At 71.1% G+C, this 18,044-nt stretch carries 12 protein-coding genes; 4 read left to right on the top strand and 8 right to left on the bottom strand.

Going from position 1 to position 18,044, the window contains the following annotated elements; all coding sequences use genetic code 11:
- Positions 1 to 56: 56 nt before the first annotated feature.
- From ACG83_RS04920 to soxR, 3 genes are all read right to left on the bottom strand, one after another.
- Entirely contained in the window at positions 57 to 1,313 is a 1,257-nt protein-coding gene (locus tag ACG83_RS04920) for an ABC transporter substrate-binding protein (RefSeq protein WP_054564904.1), read from the bottom strand.
- A 318-nt stretch (positions 1,314 to 1,631) separates the two neighbouring features.
- A complete protein-coding gene (locus ACG83_RS04915; RefSeq protein WP_054564903.1) occupies positions 1,632 to 2,384 on the bottom strand; it encodes an NADPH-dependent FMN reductase in 753 nt (250 codons plus the stop codon).
- A gap of 112 nt (positions 2,385 to 2,496) precedes the next feature.
- Positions 2,497 to 2,964: a redox-sensitive transcriptional activator SoxR gene (gene soxR / locus ACG83_RS04910; RefSeq protein WP_054564902.1), complete on the bottom strand. Its 468-nt coding sequence runs from the start codon at positions 2,962 to 2,964 to the stop codon at positions 2,497 to 2,499.
- A gap of 258 nt (positions 2,965 to 3,222) precedes the next feature.
- Between soxR and ACG83_RS04900 the strand changes: the two genes are divergently transcribed.
- The gene (locus tag ACG83_RS04900; protein WP_054564900.1) at positions 3,223 to 4,416 is read left to right on the top strand and encodes a UDP-glucose--hexose-1-phosphate uridylyltransferase; all 1,194 of its coding nucleotides are present in this window, start codon (positions 3,223 to 3,225) and stop codon (positions 4,414 to 4,416) included.
- A 142-nt stretch (positions 4,417 to 4,558) separates the two neighbouring features.
- On the opposite strand, the gene ACG83_RS04895 is transcribed toward ACG83_RS04900, so the two are convergent.
- From ACG83_RS04895 to ACG83_RS04880, 4 genes are all read right to left on the bottom strand, one after another.
- Entirely contained in the window at positions 4,559 to 5,647 is a 1,089-nt protein-coding gene (locus tag ACG83_RS04895; RefSeq protein WP_235497654.1) for a PHB depolymerase family esterase, read from the bottom strand.
- A gap of 366 nt (positions 5,648 to 6,013) precedes the next feature.
- Positions 6,014 to 10,288: an ATP-dependent RNA helicase HrpA gene (hrpA, locus tag ACG83_RS04890; RefSeq protein ID WP_054565425.1), complete on the bottom strand. Its 4,275-nt coding sequence runs from the start codon at positions 10,286 to 10,288 to the stop codon at positions 6,014 to 6,016.
- Positions 10,289 to 10,938: 650 nt separating this feature from the next.
- Positions 10,939 to 11,400, bottom strand: coding sequence for a DUF1772 domain-containing protein (locus ACG83_RS04885; protein ID WP_054564898.1), 462 nt, complete (start codon positions 11,398 to 11,400; stop codon positions 10,939 to 10,941).
- A 446-nt stretch (positions 11,401 to 11,846) separates the two neighbouring features.
- Positions 11,847 to 12,713, bottom strand: a complete 867-nt coding sequence (locus ACG83_RS04880) for a helix-turn-helix transcriptional regulator (RefSeq protein ID WP_054564897.1) — start codon at positions 12,711 to 12,713, stop codon at positions 11,847 to 11,849.
- A 1,557-nt stretch (positions 12,714 to 14,270) separates the two neighbouring features.
- On the opposite strand from ACG83_RS04880, the gene ACG83_RS04875 reads away from it, so the two are divergent.
- Positions 14,271 to 14,507: a DUF397 domain-containing protein gene (locus tag ACG83_RS04875; protein ID WP_006545546.1), complete on the top strand. Its 237-nt coding sequence runs from the start codon at positions 14,271 to 14,273 to the stop codon at positions 14,505 to 14,507.
- Between the two features lie 632 nt (positions 14,508 to 15,139).
- On the top strand, positions 15,140 to 15,859 hold the full coding sequence (locus ACG83_RS04870) for a hypothetical protein (protein WP_054564896.1): 720 nt from the start codon (positions 15,140 to 15,142) through the stop codon (positions 15,857 to 15,859).
- A gap of 333 nt (positions 15,860 to 16,192) precedes the next feature.
- On the opposite strand, the gene ACG83_RS04865 is transcribed toward ACG83_RS04870, so the two are convergent.
- Positions 16,193 to 16,909 (bottom strand): hypothetical protein, encoded by a 717-nt coding sequence (locus tag ACG83_RS04865; RefSeq protein WP_083473021.1) that lies wholly within the window; start codon positions 16,907 to 16,909, stop codon positions 16,193 to 16,195.
- Positions 16,910 to 17,630: 721 nt separating this feature from the next.
- Between ACG83_RS04865 and ACG83_RS04860 the strand changes: the two genes are divergently transcribed.
- Complete coding sequence (locus tag ACG83_RS04860) at positions 17,631 to 18,038, top strand: PPOX class F420-dependent oxidoreductase (protein ID WP_054564894.1); 408 nt, start codon at positions 17,631 to 17,633, stop codon at positions 18,036 to 18,038.
- Positions 18,039 to 18,044: the final 6 nt, after the last annotated feature.

The following is an 18,044-nucleotide window of genomic DNA, read 5'->3' as shown; positions in this document are numbered from 1 at the left end:
CGCCCCCGCCCTGTTCCGCGCCCTGCGTTCCCGCCCTCGCGCTCAGGACGTCCTGCTCAGGAGGCGCCCTGCTTCAGCAGGGTCATCGCGTCGTAGGTCTCCGGCCCGAGCGACACGAACCCGCCGGTGGCGCTGTCCCACCGGGCACCGCGCATCGTCGTGTTGAAGACCCGCTCGACGCCGGGAACGGGGTTCGGGGTGGTGAAGTCCAATGGCGGAACCAGGCCGAGGTCGAGCCCCTTGGTCTTCCCCAGCTGGTCGAGCAGGGCCTGCGAGGTCAGCTCGCCGGGGACGGCGTTGCCGACCTTCTCCGCCACCTGCACGGAAAGCCAGGCGGCGGTGGTCCCGGTCGCCGAGCGCAGGTCGGCGGCGGCGTCAGCGTCGCCGGCCTTCTCCTCGGCGTCGAGCTCGGAGATCATCCGGGCCAGCTCGGGGAACTCGCCCTGCTGGCTGAGCTCGGGGAACGGACTGGCGACAACGAGGTTGTCGGCGGCCGCGCCGAGGCTGGCCAGGTACTTCTCCGAGAGAGTGCCGGCCGCGTGGCAGGTCCGCAGGCTGGTGCCGGCGCCCTTGATCACGGCGTAGGCGGCCTGGTCGAACACCACGAGCACCGCCCCGTTCGCCTTCGCCCTGGTGAGCTGGGTGACGGTCGGGGTGAAGTCGCTGGTGGAGATCGGGATGCGCAGCTCGGGGGCGAGCGGTGTGCCGACTGCCCGCGCGCCCGCCTGGGCCATCGTGATCAGCCGGTCGCTGTAGGACAGGTCGTACCCGACCAGGCCGATGCTCGACGCGCCGGCCTTGCGCAGCAGCGACGGGCAGACGGCCGGGTAGAAGGTGAGCGGGCTGAGCATGAAGCTCACCTTCGAGCTGAGCTCGGAGCCATCCGCGGCGATGCCGGCCGAACCGATGGCGGGGATGCCCGCCTGCTCCAGGATCGGCATGATCCCACCGGAGCCGGAAACCGCCGACACGACGGCCAGGACCTTTTCGTCCACGGCCTGCTGGGCGCATTCCTTCGCGGCCGCGGCGTCGTTCTTCTCGTTGCAGTGCACGATCTCCACGGGATGGCCCTTGATCCCGCCGCGGACGTTCACCGCGCGGGCGGCCGCCTTCGCCGCCGCCACCAGCTCGGGATAGTTGCTGCCGGTGGTCCCGACCGGTGCGATGACCATGAGCTTGACCGGGGTGCCCGATCCGGCGGCCGTGCCATCGGAGGCCGCCCCGCTGCTGTCGTCGCTCCCACCGCAGGCGGCGAGAGCCATCGCGGCTCCGATACAGGCTGCGCCGAGCCGCAGGCCCAGACCTCGTCTCACCGGCTAGTCCTTCCTTGTGCTGCTGGCGGGCTGGCGGGGCGGCGTGTCGGGCGCAGGCACCCGCGCAACCCCGGAAAGCCACGCCACGGTAGCCCTGTCCGGATGTGATCCCTACGGCAGGTGAGTCGAGAATCCGCTGGTGTGGCGTTTACCTAACGCTACGCACAGTTTTCGGGGATCTGCGGCCACGCCGGGGCGAGGCCGCACACACCCGTCCGGAGCAACCGCGGATACGCGGCCAGGCGGCGCAACGAGGCGTCCAGAGCCTTCCAACGGGCCGCTGCGCTCGCTCAGGTCGCGCTCCGCTGGCCAGGTGGCTCAGATGACCTGCGACCAGGCGTAGGTGAAGCCCATGACCTGGTCCGTAAGCGTTTCCAGATGGCTCGCGGCCCGCCGGTCGAGCACCTCGCCGCCCGCGCCGAAGGGCGCCGTGGAGGTGTCGATCGAGACGCCGAGGGGAGTCGGCCAGCCGCGCAGCGCGTGGACCGAGGAACGCAGCGCCGCGAGAGTGGTGCCCGCCGTCTGGGGGCCGTCCGCGCAGACGATCAGCCCGACGGCACGTCCGTCGAGGTAGGGGCGCGGTGCGTCCCGGAGATCCTCCAGGTAGTCCAGCGCGTTCTTGACCAGCCCCGACACACCGCCGTGGTAGCCGGGAGTGGCGATCACCACCGCGTCGGCCCGGGCGATCTCGGCGACCAGCCGGCGAGCCGCGGGAGTGCGCTCGACCTGGTCCGGAACGTACATCGGCAGGTCGATGTCGACCGAGCCGAGCAGCACCGTCTCCGCGCCCGCCGCGGCCATGGACCGCAGCACCGTCTCCAGCGCGCGCAACGACGCCGACTCCGGCCGGGTCGTCCCGCCTAAGCCCACGATCGTCGGGCGCCGCCGACGATCCGGGCGGGCGGCCTGGCCGCTGCGCACGGCCAGTGCGGCGAGATCCCCGAGGACGTCCCCACCCGCCCGGTCGGCGGGGCGTGATCGCCTGCTCGTGTCCCGGCGGGCGAGCGGCTCGCCCGCACCCGTGTGCACACCTTCACCGCTCGACGTGAACGCGCTGTGCGCGTCGACCATCGACTCCTCCTCGTCGCAAACCGCTGCCGATCTCGCCCGCGGGACCTCGTGGACGAAATCTGCCTACCGCAAGGCGTGGGGCGGAAGCGACGGAAAGCGTACTGGCAGGTGTTCAGTGCCGATCGGCGCGGCGTCGCAATGCGGGCGGCAGCGCCACGGCCCCGGGGCCGAAGACGGCGACGTGGTCGTCGGGGTTCGACATGTGGCAGCGCCGCAGCGACAGGCAGCCACAGCCGATGCAGGTGTCGAGGCCGTCGCGCAGCCGTTCCAGTGCCTCGATCTGCTCGTCGAGCCGGCTGCGCCAGGCCCGCGAGATCGCGGTCCAGTCGGCCTTGGTGGGAGTACGTTCGGCCGGCAGGCGCTGCAGCGACTCGCGGATCTCGTCCAGGCTGAGCCCCACGTTGCGGGCCGCGCGGATGAAGGCCAGCCGACGCAGGGCGTGGCGCGGGTACCGGCGCTGGCCGCCGCTGGTCCGTGTTGTGCTCAGCAGCCCTTCCCGCTCGTAGAAACGCAGCGCCGAGGCACTGAAACCACTGCGGCGCACGACTTCACCGAGGGTCATGGCGTCCGAGGCGTCCATTTCCCGACCGTACAGCGGTCAACATGAAGTGAGCTTTAGGTTTCTGGGCCGGCGGCCTGACTCCGGGCTCGCTACGATTTGACCGTGCTTGCCGCGGTTCCCCGATCAGATGACGGTCCCGTGCCGGACGGCCGTCCGGGCTCGAGCGGTACGGGTCCGAACCGTGCAGCCCCGAACGGTGAAGCTCCGAACGGTGAAGCTCCCAACGGTGAAGCTCCCAACGGTGCGGGCGCGAACGGTGCGGGCGCGCAGCCCGGTGTGCTGGCCCTGCCGGAGGCGGCCGGCGGGCCGGAGGCGGCCGGCGAAGGCGCGCATCGGCGCTTCGACCCTCTTACCGGGCGCTGGATTCTCGTGTCGGCGGGCCGGGTCGCGCGCCCGTGGCGCGGCGGCGAGGAGAAGGTCGCCACCGACCTCCCCGCCTACGATCCCGAATGTCATCTCTGCCCCGGAAACGCGCGGGCCTCCGGCATCGGGAATCCGGACTACGACGGCGTCTACGTGTTCGAGAACGACTTTCCGGCGCTGCGGCCCGGATCCTCCGACGCGCCGGGCGGCTGGCTGGGTGAGGCCGCGCCGAACACGGCGAACGGTGCGCTGCCGCACATGGCGGACGGTGCGGCGCCGATGTCCGATGCCCGGGCGTCCGCGCTGCTGCGGGCGGCTCCGGGTGCGGGAACCTGCCGCGTCGTCTGTTTCGACCCACGCCACGACCTCACCCTGGCCAGCCTGCCCCTCGAGCGGGTCCGCGCCGTCGTCGACACCTGGGCCGACCAGGAGCGCGACCTGGCCCGTACCTGGACGTGGGTGCAGATCTTCGAGAACCGCGGGGCGGCGATGGGCGCGTCCAGCCCGCATCCGCACGGCCAGATCTGGGCGTCGTCGTTCATGCCGGACCTGCCGGCCACCGAGGACCGCTCCCAGCGGGCCTACCTGCAGGCGCAGGGGACCTCCCTGCTCGTCGACTACGCGGCGCTGGAGTCCGACCTCGACGCGGCGGGCGCGGCCTCCGGTCCGAGCCGGGTGGTGGTGGCGGACGACCACTGGGTCGTCGTCGTGCCCTACTGGGCGCTGTGGCCCTTCGAGACGCTGCTGCTGCCCCGCCGCCCGGTGCGCCTGCTGCACGACCTGACCGGCCCGGAGCGTGACTCGCTGGCAGGCGTGCTGCGTTCGCTGCTGCGCACCTATGACGCCTTGTTCGACAGTCCCTTTCCGTACTCGATGGGCTGGCATTCCGCCCCGGGCCCGCACAACGGCTCCGCCGGGCAGGCGACCGAGCACTGGCAGCTCCATGCCCATTTCCACCCGCCGTTGCTGCGGTCGCCGACGGTGCGCAAGCACGTGGTGGGCTACGACCTGTTCGCCGGGATGCAGCGCGACATCACGCCTGAGGACGCCGCCGCCCGCCTGCGCGCCGCGCGCCGCCGCGTGACAGAGCCGCCCGCCGCTGTGTGAGCCTGCCGGACAGGTCCCGAGCTCCGGCCGGCTGCTGCCGCCGGACAGGACTTGAGGATCGTGGTCGTGGGGACGACCGAAATCCTCGGATCTTGGAGCCGCTGTGGCGGGCCGGGGTGGGTCGGGCCGGGTCGGTGGCCGGTCAGGGTGTGCCGGGAAGGGCGTCGTCGGCGTCGCCGTCCACGCCTTGCTGGCTGGCCAGGCGTTGCTGGGAGGAGAACTCCCAGAGCTTCCCGGTGGCCCACCACGGCCAGTCGTGACCGCCGTCCCAGGGCACACCGACCACCACCGACGAGCTGGTCACCCGCGAGGATTCGGTGCGTGAGTCGGGGAACGTGACCTTCACGTAGTCCGACCAGCCTCCGCGCCAGGGCACGGTCGTGTCCTGGGTGCCGTGGATGTGCATCATCCGAATGGGCGCCTGCTGACAGGGCACGAGCAGCGCGCCGGCGACGACTCCGGCGGCGGCGAAGACCTCGGGCGCCTCGCAGACGGCCCGCGCCGCCATCATGCCGCCGTTCGAGTAGCCCCAGACGTAGACCCGGGCCGGGTCGACCGGGGTTCGTCGTTCCACGTCCGCCACGAGCTCTCGCAGGTAGGCGACGTCGTCGACACCGTTCACACCCGCGCAGCAGGTGCCGGAGTTCCAGGCCCCGTCGATTGCGTGCCCGTAGGCGAGGACGAATCCGTGCTCGTCGGAATACGGGGTCGCGCCGCTGAGGTCGCGCATCGCGGCCGCGTCGTGCAGGTACGCGTGAAGGAGGATCACCAGCGGTCTGCGCTGCCCCGCCTGGACGGTGGTGTGCAGGTCGTAGCTGCGCCCGGACGCCAGTGTGACGAGCTCGGTGTAGGTGGCGCCCGCCGCGGCGGTGGCGGCGGTGGCGGCCGGCGTCACGGTCGACGACGCCGCACCGCTGGTGGGCGAGGCCGCGGTCCCAGCGGCCACGGTCCCAGCTGATGAGGAGGCCGAGGCCCCCGACTTGGCGGCGGCGGTGCCCTCGGGCGCCGCGGCGTGCCGCGCCGCACCGGTCGTGGTGCCCGTCGCGGGGGCGGTCGCGGTGCCCGGGGAGGCCTCGGCGACCACGTGCGCGGCGGAGGCGGCGCTCGTCGCGGACGGGAAGCCGGTCGCCTCCAGCGCGACCTGTGTCGCGAGGAGGGCTGCGAGTGGCAGGCCGACGGCGACGAGGAGCGCGATGACTCGTCGGTGGCCGAACGCCACTGCACCCCCCACCCGGGCTCTCGATCAGGCAGATACAGGCAGATAGATGTATGTCGCTGACTTCGCCGCGGGGCCGCGGCCGAGGTCATCGTAATAGCGCCTCGGATCGGTGCTGACGGCCCTACCAGCCGTGATGCGGGCCGCGGCGGCACCGCCACCCCGGGTGGCGCCCGATGGTCATCCGCGGGGTGCGGTCGGCGGGCGAGCCGCCCATCCATACCCCACGGCCGCGGTTCGAAGATCTGCCGCTTTTGGTCGTTGGAACGACCGAAAGCCGCAGATCTTGTCGGGCAGCAACGCCAGCCGGCGGCGGCCCGCAGTCGTGGGAGCCGGCGACCCGGCGTCGTCAGAAACCCGTTGTCGTCAGACCCGGTGCCGTCAGGGATGACGAAGGCCGTCGATCGCCCGGTAGATGCGTTCCTCGGAGACCGGGTACGGCGTGCGCAGCGCCTGCGCGAACAGGCTCACCCGCAGTTCCTCGATCATCCAGCGGACCGCCGCGACGGGCTCCGCCGCGGCGGCGGCCGGGCCCAGCTCCTTGACCAGCTCGCGGTAGGCCGTCAGAACATGGCCCACCCGGGTGGTGAGCTGGCGATCCCGGGCGGCGTCGCCGGGCAGCCGGTCGACGCGCCGGGTGGCGGCGGTGAGATAGCGCTCCAGATCGGGCAGCCGCTCGAAGCCCGTCCGGGTCACGAAGCCGCGGTGGATCAGGTCGTCGAGCTGGCCGCGCAGGTCTGCCGTGGTCGCCAGCAACGCCGGGCTGGTCAGGGTGCGCAGGCTCCGGTCGACCTGGTGCGCCAGCGCCAGCACCCGCTCGGTGGCCCGCACCACCGCCAACGAGCGCTCCGGCAGCTCGGCGCGCACGACCTCGAGCAGGGCCCCGAAGCCGGCCTCGTCCCGGGCGGGCCCGCCCGCCCGGCGCAGCAGCGTGTCCGCGGCGCAGGCGACGCAGTCGTCCAGCAGGTCGCTGACGTCGCGGTGCGGATTGTTGCTCAGGGCCAGCTTCGCCGCGTTCGGCAGCCGACCGATGATGCCCCGGACGGGGGATGGCACGCCCAGCAGGAGCAGCCGCCGGGTGCCGGCCCACATCGCGGCGTCGGCCTCGTCCGGGTTGTCGAAGACCCGGACGGACACCGACGTGCTCTCGTCCACGAGCGCCGGATGGGCCCGCACGACATGCCCGCCGCGGGTGCGCTCGATCACCGTCGGCAGGGTGCCGATCTCCCAGGCCCGCAGGCCCGAACGCTCCACCCCCGCGGCGGCGGCGGAGACCACGGCCCGGGTCTTCGGCCGCAGCCGGGCCCGCAGCTCCGCCAGGTCCTTGCCCTCGGCGAGGGTCGCCCCGCGGTCGTCGACCACCCGGAACGTCATCCGCAGATGGGGCGGCAGCATCTCCACCAGCCGGGGCGGCGCCCAGACCCCGGGCGGCAGCGCGGCCCCGCTCATCCGGTGCAGCTCCGCCGCGACCGCGTCGGCCAGCGGATGGTCGTCCGGGGTGATCCGGTCGAGCACGGCCCGCGCGTAGTTCGGCGCGGGCACGAAGCCGCGCCGGACGACCTTGGGCAGCCCGCGGATCATCGCGGTGATCAGCTCCTCGCGCAGCCCGGGCACCTGCCAGGTGAACGGCTCGGCCGGCAGCGTCCCCAGCACCGGCAGCGGCACCCGCACGGTCACGCCGTCGGCGGCCTCGCCGGGCGTGAACTGGTACGTGAGCGGCAGCTCCACTTCGCCGGCGACCCAGACGTCCGGGTAGTCCTGCGTGCGGATCGCGCCGGCGCGGTCGTTGACCAGCATCGCCGCGGAGAAGTCGAGCAGGTCGGGCTGCGTGCGCCGGGTCGCCTTCCACCAGGTGTCGAAATGGCGGCCGGAGACGACGTCCGCGGGGATCCGCTGGTCGTAGAAGTCGTAGAGCGTCTGGTCGTCGACGAGGATGTCGCGGCGCCGGGCCCGGTGCTCCAGCTCCTCGACGTCCGCGAGCAGCTCCCGGTTCGCCTGGAAGAACGCGTGCCGGGTGTTCCAGTCGCCCTCCACCAGCGCGTGCCGGACGAACAGCTCCCGGCTCACCACCGGGTCGATCCGGCCGTACTGCACCAGCCGCGCGGTCACCAACGGGACGCCGTAGAGCGTGACCTTCTCGTAGGCCAGTGCCGCCGCCTGCCGGCGCGACCAGTGCGGCTCGCTGTAGGTGCGGCGCAGCAGATGCTCGGCCAGCGGCTCGACCCAGTCGGGCTCGACCCGCGCCACCGTGCGGGCCCACAGCCGGGACGTCTCCACCAGCTCCGCGGCCATCACCCAGGTCGGGATGCCGGGCCCACGCCGGTCGCCCTGGGCGTCCGGGCCCACGTCGGCCCCGCCGCCCGCGCCACCGGCGTCCGCGCCGGCTGCCTGCGGGCTCTCCGGCCGCGCCGGCCGCCGGCGGGCCAGCCCGGAACCCGGGAAGATCGCGAACCGGGCACCGCGTGCCCCGAGGTAGTCCTTCTTCTCGGGCTCGTAGCGGCCGATGTGGGACAGCAGCCCGGTCAGCAGCGCCTGGTGCAGCGACCGGTCGTCCGCCGGGCTCTCGTTCGGCGTCAGCCCCAGGTTCCGCGCGATCGAGCGCAGCTGGCCGTGGACGTCCTGCCACTCCCGGATGCGCAGGTAGTTCAGGAACTCGGTGCGGCACAGGCGGCGGAACTGGTTGGACGACCGCTCCTCGCGCGCGGTGCGCAGATGTCGCCACAGGTTCAGGATCGACACGAAGTCCGACGTCGGGTCGGTGAACCGGGCGTGGGCCAGGTCGGCGGCGGCGCGCTGCTCCACCGGCCGTTCCCGCGGGTCCTGGATCGCCAGCGCCGACGCGATGACGAGGACCTCCGACAGGCAGCCGAGCTCGCCGGCGGCGAGCACCATCCGGGCCAGCCGCGGATCGACCGGAAGCTGCGCCAGGCTGCGCCCGACCGGGGTGAGCCGCCGGCCGGGCTCGGCCTCCTCGACCAGCGCGCCAAGCTCGGTCAGCAGCCGAACACCGTCGGTGATCTGGCGCGTCTCGGGTGCGTCGAGGAACGGGAAGTCGGCCATCTCGCCGAGGCCGAGCGCCTCCATCTGCAGGATCACCGACGCGAGGTTCGTCCGCAGGATCTCGGGATCGGTGAAGGCCGGCCGGGCGAGAAAATCGTCCTCGGCGTACAGCCGGATGCAGATACCGTCGGACGTCCGCCCGCACCGGCCGGCGCGCTGGTTCGCCGAGGCCTGGGAGACCGGCTCGATCGGCAGCCGCTGCACCTTCGTCCGATGGCTGTACCGGGAGACGCGGGCGAGCCCGGGGTCGATCACATACCGGATGCCCGGCACGGTCAGCGACGTCTCGGCGACGTTCGTGGCCAGCACGATCCGCCGCCCGGTATGCGGGCTGAACACCCGGTGCTGCTCGGCCGAGGACAGCCGCGCGTACAACGGCAGCACCTCGGTGGCCGGGCGGTCCTGCCGGGCCAGCGCCTCCGCGGTGTCCCGGATCTCGCGCTCGCCGCTGAGGAACACCAGGATGTCGCCCGGTCCCTCGGCACACAGCTCGTCCACCGCGTCGCAGATCGCCGAGACCTGGTCCCGCTCGCTGTCCCGGTCGGGCTCCCGCTCCCGGCCTCGGTCCCTGGCGCGGTCCCGGTCCCGGTCCCGGTCGCGGTCCCGGTCCCGGTCCCGGTCGCGGTTCCGCTCCCGTGCGGGGCTTCGATCCGAGCCATCGTGCCGGTCACCGCGGTCACCGCGGTCACCGGCGTCGCCGCCGTCGGAACCGGTGAGAGGTCGATACCGCATCTCCACCGGATAGGTGCGGCCCGACACCTCGATCACCGGCGCTCCGTGGAAGTGGCGGGCGAACCGGTGCGGATCGATCGTCGCCGAGGTGATGATCACCTTGAGATCCGGGCGGCGGGGGAGAAGCCCGTGCAGGTAGCCGAGAATGAAGTCGATGTTGAGGCTGCGCTCGTGCGCCTCGTCGATGATGAGCGTGTCGTACTGGCGCAGCATCCGGTCGGCGGCGAGCTCGTTGAGCAGGATGCCGTCCGTCATCAGCTTGATGAGGGTGGTGGGCCCGACCCGGTCGGTGAACCGCATCTGATAACCCACCAGGCCGTCAGTGGCCGCGCCACCCGGCTGGTCGGGCTGATCGCTTGGATCGCTTAGATCGGTTAGATCGTTTGGGTCGGGCTGGTCGGTTTCGGCGGGTTGGCTGGGCTGGTCGGGTCGGCCCTGCGCGGGGGCGGTGATCCGCTGGTCGCGCCCCGCGATCGTGCTGCCCAGCTCCGCCGCGATCCGTTCGGCGACGGTGCGTGCCGCGATCCGCCGTGGCTGGGTGTGCCCGATCATGCCGAGCACCCCGCGGCCCAGCTCCAGGCACAGTTTGGGGATCTGGGTGGTCTTTCCCGAGCCGGTCTCACCGGCGATGACCACGACCTGGTGGTCACGGATGGCGGCCAGGAGCTCGTCCCGGCGCTGGCTGACGGGCAGCTCCTCCGGGTAGTGGATGAGCGGCACGCTCGCCTGCCGCGTCGCGACCCGAAGGCGTGCGGCTTCGACGTCGGCCGCGATGCGTGCGATGGAGGACTCGCGCGCGCCGGCGTCCCGCGTCTTGCGAGCCCGGTCGAGGCGGCGGCCGAGGCGATGCGCGTCGACGGCCATCAGCCGGGGGAGGTGAGCGCGCAGCTCCGACAGCCGCGGCGGCGGCGATTCGGCTGGAGAGATCACTGGCAGCGTGTGTCCCGGGCGGTCGTCGGATCGGCGTTCCTGGCTGCCTCGGCGGACGCGGGTGGCGACCAGCGGACTACCCGACCGGTCACACTCCGCCCGCGCCGAGGCGGGTGGGCGCCGCCGTGGCGTGGCGGGGCTCCCGGGGGAGCATTGTGCCCGGGACGCCGCGTGCGGGCACCTGCTTTTCCAGCGTTCGGGTGGACGGACACATTCCCGCCGGGCCCCGCGGTGGCCGGAAGCGGTGGCGCTGCGCGCTGGTTCCGCGCGCTGGCGCTGCGAGGTGGCCTGGCGCCGCGGTCTGACTGCGCGTGGTCGAAAGGTTGTCGGTGCGGCTCCCTGGCCGGTCTTCGCCATCGAACGCTTCTGCTGGCCATGTCGAAAATCCATGACAAGTCGGATAAAAGGGCTGCGGAGTCATCTGCTAATCCGCAAGAAGGAAGGATTTCGGTCGTCCCAGCGACCGAAATCCTTCACCCTTCGGACTCGCCCCACCGGGCCTCCGCGTTCGGGGGCCCGGCCGCGTTCGAGCACCGGCGTCGAGCGGGGGGAGGCCAGGACTCGGTACCGGCCAGGGTGCTGTATCAGGCGGCGGTTGCCGCCACGGCGAGGAGCACCAGAGCGCTGACGGCGGCGGTCGTCCGGATCGAGTTGAAGAAGTCCCAGCGGGCACGCTGGTCCTGCCAGTCACTCGGCGGCGCCTCCGGCTCCCAGCTGGCCATCGCGTTGTTGATCGGAAGGTCACCCCGCACGGTGACGAGGATGTTGGTGAGAACCGCGGCCGAGGCCACCGCCGCGAAGATCGCGGAGGTGGTCGCGCCATCCACCGCCGCGGCCACGGTCAGGGCCACGGCCGAGAGCAGGCTGGTGATCTGAAGCGGCTTCATCAGCTTCGGGTAACTGATGTCGAAGGCCTGCTTGACCAGCACATATGAGGTTGTGGGCAGCGAGTGCAACGCGGGTCGAACCGCGACGAGGCCAATAGTCATCGTCCCCGCGACGAGCCCGGTCAGAACGAGGGAGACCACGACGAGTGCCGAGACCATGGCTTCCGGCTCTCCATCCTTCAGGCGTGGCTGAGTGGATGCATTCATACCAAGCCGGGATGGTCCGGGTGACCCACTGTCCTTTTCATGCAAAGCACCTGGCCAGGACCCTGGACGGGCGGCGTTCGCACTGCTCGCGGCCGCGGCGCGCCCGCTGTGCCCTCGCACCCGGGGCGATATGCCGGGTTGGCATGTCACGGCCGGATCGGGCCAGGGCCGGCTGGGCGGGACCGGGCTGAGCCGGGTCGGGTGGAGCCGGGTCGGGTGGAGCCGGGTCGGGCGCGGCGGAGCCGGGTTGAGCGGTTCCACGCGGCGGTTCCATGCACAGCGGAACCATGCGGAGCTGCGCGGATCCAGATCGGCGCAGGCGTGGGCGGATATCAGGCCGACCGGCGGACCGGCCCACCAGCCGATCGAGCGGCAGGGGCGGCGGGCGGCGCGGTGGTTCAGAGCTGGGCGACGATCCGGTTCAGGAGATCGGGTGTGGCGGCCGGCGGCGGGCTGTCCACCGTGAGACGGTTCATCGCATTTGCGTAAATGTCTACTTCTTCCCTTTTATCCATATAGACGGCGCCGGTGAGCTGCTCCAGGTAGACCACGTCGGGCAGGTCCGACTCGGGGAAACGCAGGATCGTGAAGGCGCCGCCCTCCGCCGCATGGGCGCCGAAGGTGAACGGCATGACCTGCAGCGTCAGGTTCGGCAACGCGCACATCGTGATCAGGTGTTCGAGCTGGCGACGCATCACCTTGGGGCCGCCGATCGGCCGGCACAGCGCGGCCTCGTCGATCACCACCCACAGCCGGAGTGGGTGCTCACGGTAGAGGATCTTCTGCCGGTTCATGCGCACGCTCACCCGGCGTTCGATGACGTCCTGGGGGTCGCCGGCGCTGCCCTGGGTGATGACGGCCCGGGCGTATTCCTCGCTCTGGAGCAGGCCTGGGATGAACTGCAGCTCATAGGTTCGGATGAGCTGCGCCGCCTCCTCCAGCCCGATGTAGGGCTGGAACCAGTTCGGCAGGACGTCGCCGTAGCCGTGCCACCAGCCCGGGCGGTTCGCCTCGCGGACGAGGGTCAGTAGCGGCTCGCGTTCGTCCTCGTCGGTGACTCCATACAGGGTGAGCAGGTCCTCGACGTCGCGGCCCTTGAAGCTGACCCGGCCCAGCTCCATCCGGCTGATCTTCGATTCGGAGGCCCGGATGTGGTAGCCGGCGTCCTCGCGACTTATGCCCTTTTCCTCCCGAAGGCGACGCAGCTGCGAGCCGAGCAGGATCCGACGGACGGTCGGACCGCCTCCCGGCTGAGTGCTGGTCACTGTCGGCCCCCTTGACATAGGTCAATACAAGAGTACGTCATTCGATCTTCTGCCCTCGTTCACCCCGCGGCCTCTCGACCCGGTTCAACCGGTTCCGCCTTCGCGCTGTGAACTAGATACGTATACACGGTTTACGTTGAGTGTTCGGCACCGGCTCGGCTTGACGAGCCACAAGCAGGCGTGATCAGGCCCTTCCGAGTACCGCCTGTTTCATTGCCGCCCACACACCGTTGCATTCCTCCTCGACGTGGACCGTGTCGGGGGAGGCGCGACCGGGTGGCTGCGGCATCGATGGCGGCCCGGCCGGTCGGATGGGTCGGTCGCTGATTCCTGCAAGGACGCCACCATCCCGGGGAGGCTTCTTTGCCATGGCCGGCGCACAGGCCAGGTGCCTGGCCCGGGGCCTGTCTCCGAACCCCCTCGAACCGGTCGGTGTTGCCGGAACCTCACTGTGGCAGAAGGGTCACGCTGTGGTCGAGCAGTAGTGCTCCGCCGGAGGGTTTTCCGCAACGGCGCGTGTCCTCTTCCACTGTCGGGCCGCGAAGCCGCCCGCGGCCGCATGGCGCGCACCGCCTTCCGTTGTCCTTCTGTGTTGTTCATGTGGGGCGCCGTTCATTCGGTGCTGTCATCTCGGCAGGCCGGTCGGCACCGTGCCGCTTCACGCTGCTGCGGTGTCACATCCTGCCGGCCCGGCGAATACCCGGCGTGCGGACCCGGTGTACCCGCTGGAGTCGGACGGCGTGTTGACCGTACAGGCTCGCCGTGGCGCGTCCGGCGGGTGAGGGGACCTTCGTCGTTGCCTGGAAGGTGGGCCGCCGCCGCCCTGTCGAGGAGGCCGCGGTGAGCTGGCCGGGTGCCCGCAACCCAGCTCGGAGCACACATCGCGGCATCCGCGGGGCGTATGCCGGTGCCATTTCCGTGGCGTGCGGGGGAGTCGTTCGTCATCGGAGGCATCCGGGTCGAGAGGGCACGATCGGGTAACCGGCTGCGATGGAGTCGCGTCGAACGGGTTACCCCCGCGGGCCGTGTTCACCAGGACCGTCGTGGGTCGGGTGGAGATCGGCGCCGGCCGCGGACTTTCGATTGGTTGCTCCCGGCCTCCTCGTCGCCCCTCGTGGAGCCCGCGGTGGGCCGGAGGCTGCGGATGCCGCGCTGTCATGGTCGGTGTGAACTGGTTGCCGGTGGGTGTGGCCTGGTCGTTTCACGGTGCCTGAACTTTGATCCTGTGTTGCTTTGCTGTCTCAAAGGGGTGGCACGGTGGGGGAGGTGGGGGCCTCGTGAGCGAACGCTGGATGCGGCAGGCGAGCGTCGTGTGCACATGGATAGCGGTCCGATGCACGTGCACACGCGCGTGCTGTATCGTGAGCCGAAGTCCGTGCAAGCGCACGAGCTGACCCCCGGAGGGAGGTAGGACGAGGCCTCTCGTCGGCTTGGACCCCTTGCGCGTGGGGCGGTTTCGTGGCCGCGGGCGAGCCGTGAGCCGCCTGAGAGAAAAGGCTCCCAGACCCTCGGTAGCACTCGCCTGGCTCCGGACGAAGGAACTTCAGGAGATCGACCTTGTCCAAGATCTACAGTGGTATGCCGGCCACAGCACTTCAATGGGTCACGTGGCAGAAGAGCCGGCGGAGTAACTCCCAGGGCAACTGCGTCGAGATGGCGCGGCTACCCGGAGACGCTGTGGCTGTTCGGAACTCCAGGCATCCCGACGGGCCCGCTCTGGTCTACACGCGGGCCGAGATTGAGGCACTCATCCTCGGTGCCAAGGATGGGGATTTCGACAACCTGCTCATCTGATGGGAACGACCGTGTCGGTACTCGGTGAGTACCGGGGGACTGCCTCTGGGGGTGGCGGTCACCGTGAACCACGCTCTATCCCCGTCCTGGGCGGGTACTCGGAAAAGCCGGGGCGGGGCCCCGGTCGCACTACCTGTAACCGCACCACCTGTAACCCGTATCGCCTGTAAGTGCAGCACTGATAACGCCGTGCCATCGCCAGTGCACCACCTGCTAACGCACCAACGCCGACTAGCGGGTAACCGGATTGTGCGGGGACCAGCCGACTGCTCGGCGCTACGACGGGATCTTGCGATCTCGAGGTAGTCCGCCCCGCTGGGTCGCGACCGGACACCGGCGTCCGGTCGGCGATCTCGTCAGGGGCTGGCGGATCTCCCCGCCGCGGTTTTCCCGCTGAGCCATGCACGGGTCTCCACGAGCCCTGTGCGGCCTGTCTGGAGGTTGTTGGTGTGAGCCGGTACGGCAGCGATCTGGCAGGTTCCTGCCGGCTCGGGCCTTCTCGACTGCCTGCCGCTGATCCTGCGGCGTCCTACCGCCGCGTCGCGGCTGGGTTCGACACCTACCGATTCGACCTCGACCCGCCGGGGCTGCCGCGAGCGCTGCCATGCCCTGTGCGCGCACCGGAGAGCCGAATGACGCCGCCGATCACCGATCGGATCTTCACGTCCGGGGATCTCCCGCTCCTGTCGCTGCCACGGGCCGACGGTCTGATCGTCTGCCGGTGGCTGCCCGACCCGGCCGTGGCCCGGCTGGGAGGTCCCGCCGACGTCGATACCCTGCTGGAGCGGCGCCGCACACAGGTGAGTTTCGACATCGTGGAACCGAGCTGGCTGGCGCGGGCCGCCGCCGAGCGGGTCCGCGGGCCGGGTGTCGACGCGGTCGTGATGCACGAGCATGGCGGCCTGCCCGGCCGAAGCGCCCTGGCGCTGGCCTTCGCCTCGCACCTGCGATCGGTGTTCCTGCGTGCCGAGCGGCAGGTCCACGTCGTCACCTCCGGCACCCGTCCGGACCTGACCGGCCTGGCCGAGCTGGTCCGCGTGCCGCATCTGGTCACCGTCACGGATGCCACGGGCGCCGTCGCGGATGCCGTCGTCTGGGAGGTCATGACCGGCGGCGAGTTCGACGCCTGGCTGGGCGGCGCACCACGCCCGGACCAGTGCGCCATCGAGTCCCACCTGCCGGGCCTGCTGCGGCTGCGAGGCCTGCACCGGGCCGGCCGGCTCGACCGGAGGCGCTGCGCGGTCCTGGCGGAGGTCTTCGGCGAGAGCGGGGAGAAGACGATCTCCGCGACGTTGATCCACCGGTTTCCCGATGTGGTCCTTCCGCTGGCGGCCGCCACAGTGGCCGCCTAGGGAACCGAAGCCTGGACGGTCGGCCGATGATCGCCGACCGACGCCTGCGCCGACGATTACGCCCCGCCGATGGCGCTGTCCCAGCGTGCCCGAACCGCGGCTGTGTGGGTTCCTGGATTTGCCGAGTGTAGTCGGACGAACACTCTTCGCGCTGGTCGGGCCGAGTGTGACCAGCCATCGCCGCCGCCCCATTGCATTGGACGGCACGAGGGTGCAAACATGTACCAGCTGCCCGGGGATCCCCCCGTACCCCGGGCGGCCTTTTTTATGTCCGTTCCCGGCCATCGCCGCGTTCCGGGCCGGACCAGGCCCAGCCCGGCCGCCAACCGTCAGCTAGGGCCAAGGGCGACCTTGCCGCGAGGCGGTCCCTGGCCGTGTGGTCCTCAGATTGCCCGTCTCCTCAGCTGTGACGCTGGTGCGGTTTGGGACGAGGCGGTCGGGTATCTGGACGAAGGTCGGCGTGCCGGGTACCGACCCGTCCGCTCGGATCTGCCCGACTGCCTGGTTCAGCGCGGCCTCGACGAGGCCAGGCAAGCCGTCGATCATCGACGGAACCGCGTAGATCGCCCGAGGGAACCTGCGCAGCAGGTCCACGGCGGCGGTGACCACCGAGGGCATCTCGCGGAACACCCGTTCGACCTGGACGGCGGCGCTGGAGCCGTCGGCGAGGCGGGCGACGCCGTCCGGCACGAGCGCGCCGGCGGCGACCACCGCCTCGTTCTCCGCGCGCCATCGGCGCGGGCTCACCCAGCCGACGACCGCGACGCCCGCCACCGGTGTCTGGTGTTCCAGGAGCAGCCGGGTCCGTGCAGCCTCGGCCGCATGCACGGCCGCGGTCACCGGCTCGTCGGCGCGGTGGTCGACCTCGCCGACGAGGCGCGCACCGTTCTCGGTGAGGCGGACGATCCGGCCCCGGTTGGCGAACAGGCCGTCCGCGTGGACCAGATCCGCCTGCATCCAGCGCCGAACCACCGCCCGCGCCGCGTCGCGGGAGGTCTGCATCGCGGGGTCGAGCACGATTGCCAGGTCATCCTCGTAGGCCGAACCCATCTCCAACAACCAGGTCAGGCATCGAAAGTCCCGCGCGTTTACCCGTACGCGCCCTTTGTCCGATCTTTGCTTTCTGGCCGCCTGTACCATTTTGTGCCTTTCCTTGGCGCCGGTGCAGGCGCCGCCACAGTGTCCCCGCTGGGGCATCGAACCCATAAGGGACGCCCCGCGCTGGGCCGGGCAGGCTCGGGCCGGGACGTTCGGGGTCGATTCCACGGCTGGCCAGCTTGCGCGGGGGTCCTGCCGCGAGCCGGTTCATTTTTAGTGCAAATAGCTAGACGATATTTGTCTTTGCTGGACCTCAACGCTTCCGTGTTCCGAGTACTGGCCGGACCGCGAAGGGCCGGACCTGAACTCTGCTCGGGGGGTGCTGTGACCTGGGCCGATGCTGCTTATATGGGCTCGGTCCACTGTTGCCCGCTCCGCGTTCGAACGTCGGGATGTTTGTCGGGTGCCCGATTGTGTCAAAGGGGTGCATGCTGTCAAGGGGGTGTGGTGTGCCGGTCGGAATCGGTCGGTTTGCACATGCATTTTGCAGCCTACTCCTGTCGGTCGCGCGCGAAGTGAGCAGTAACGGGCTTCCGTGCGCTTTCCGACCCCCTGGCTGATGCCGGCGCGGCCCGGCGGCAGCTGAACACGGGGCGGCCGTGGCGCGTGGATCCTTCGGGCTTACCGGCCGGGCGGCGGGACGCCCGGCCGGGTGCGGACTACGGTTCCCGCCATGCCGTCAACCGTGACACTGCCAGCGTGGACCCAAACCGCGAAGTATCTCGCTCTGACCACGTTCCGCAAGGACGGACGTCCCGTCTCGACGCCGGTCTGGTTCGTGGTCAACGGCGCGGAACTGTTGGTCCTGACGGACGAGAGCAGCGGGAAGGCACGCCGGCTGCGCAGCTCGCCGCGGGCGACCGTCGCCCCGTGCGACGCCCGCGGGCGGGCCTCGGAAGGCCCGATCGAGGTCATGGCGGAGATCGTGCCGGAGCGGACCGGCGCGACCCGGGCCATGGTGAACCGCCGATACCGGTTGGCGGCCCCGCTGGTGGCGGCGACGTCGAAGGTCGTACGCACGGTGCGCAGACGTGATCCGGAGCGCCCGACCGCGATCCGGATCACGATGCCCGGCTGGTAGGGCTGG

This window comes from Frankia sp. R43 (genome assembly GCF_001306465.1).
Taxonomy (GTDB): domain Bacteria; phylum Actinomycetota; class Actinomycetes; order Frankiales; family Frankiaceae; genus Parafrankia; species Parafrankia irregularis.
This window is presented reverse-complemented; position numbering and strand designations above follow the sequence as displayed.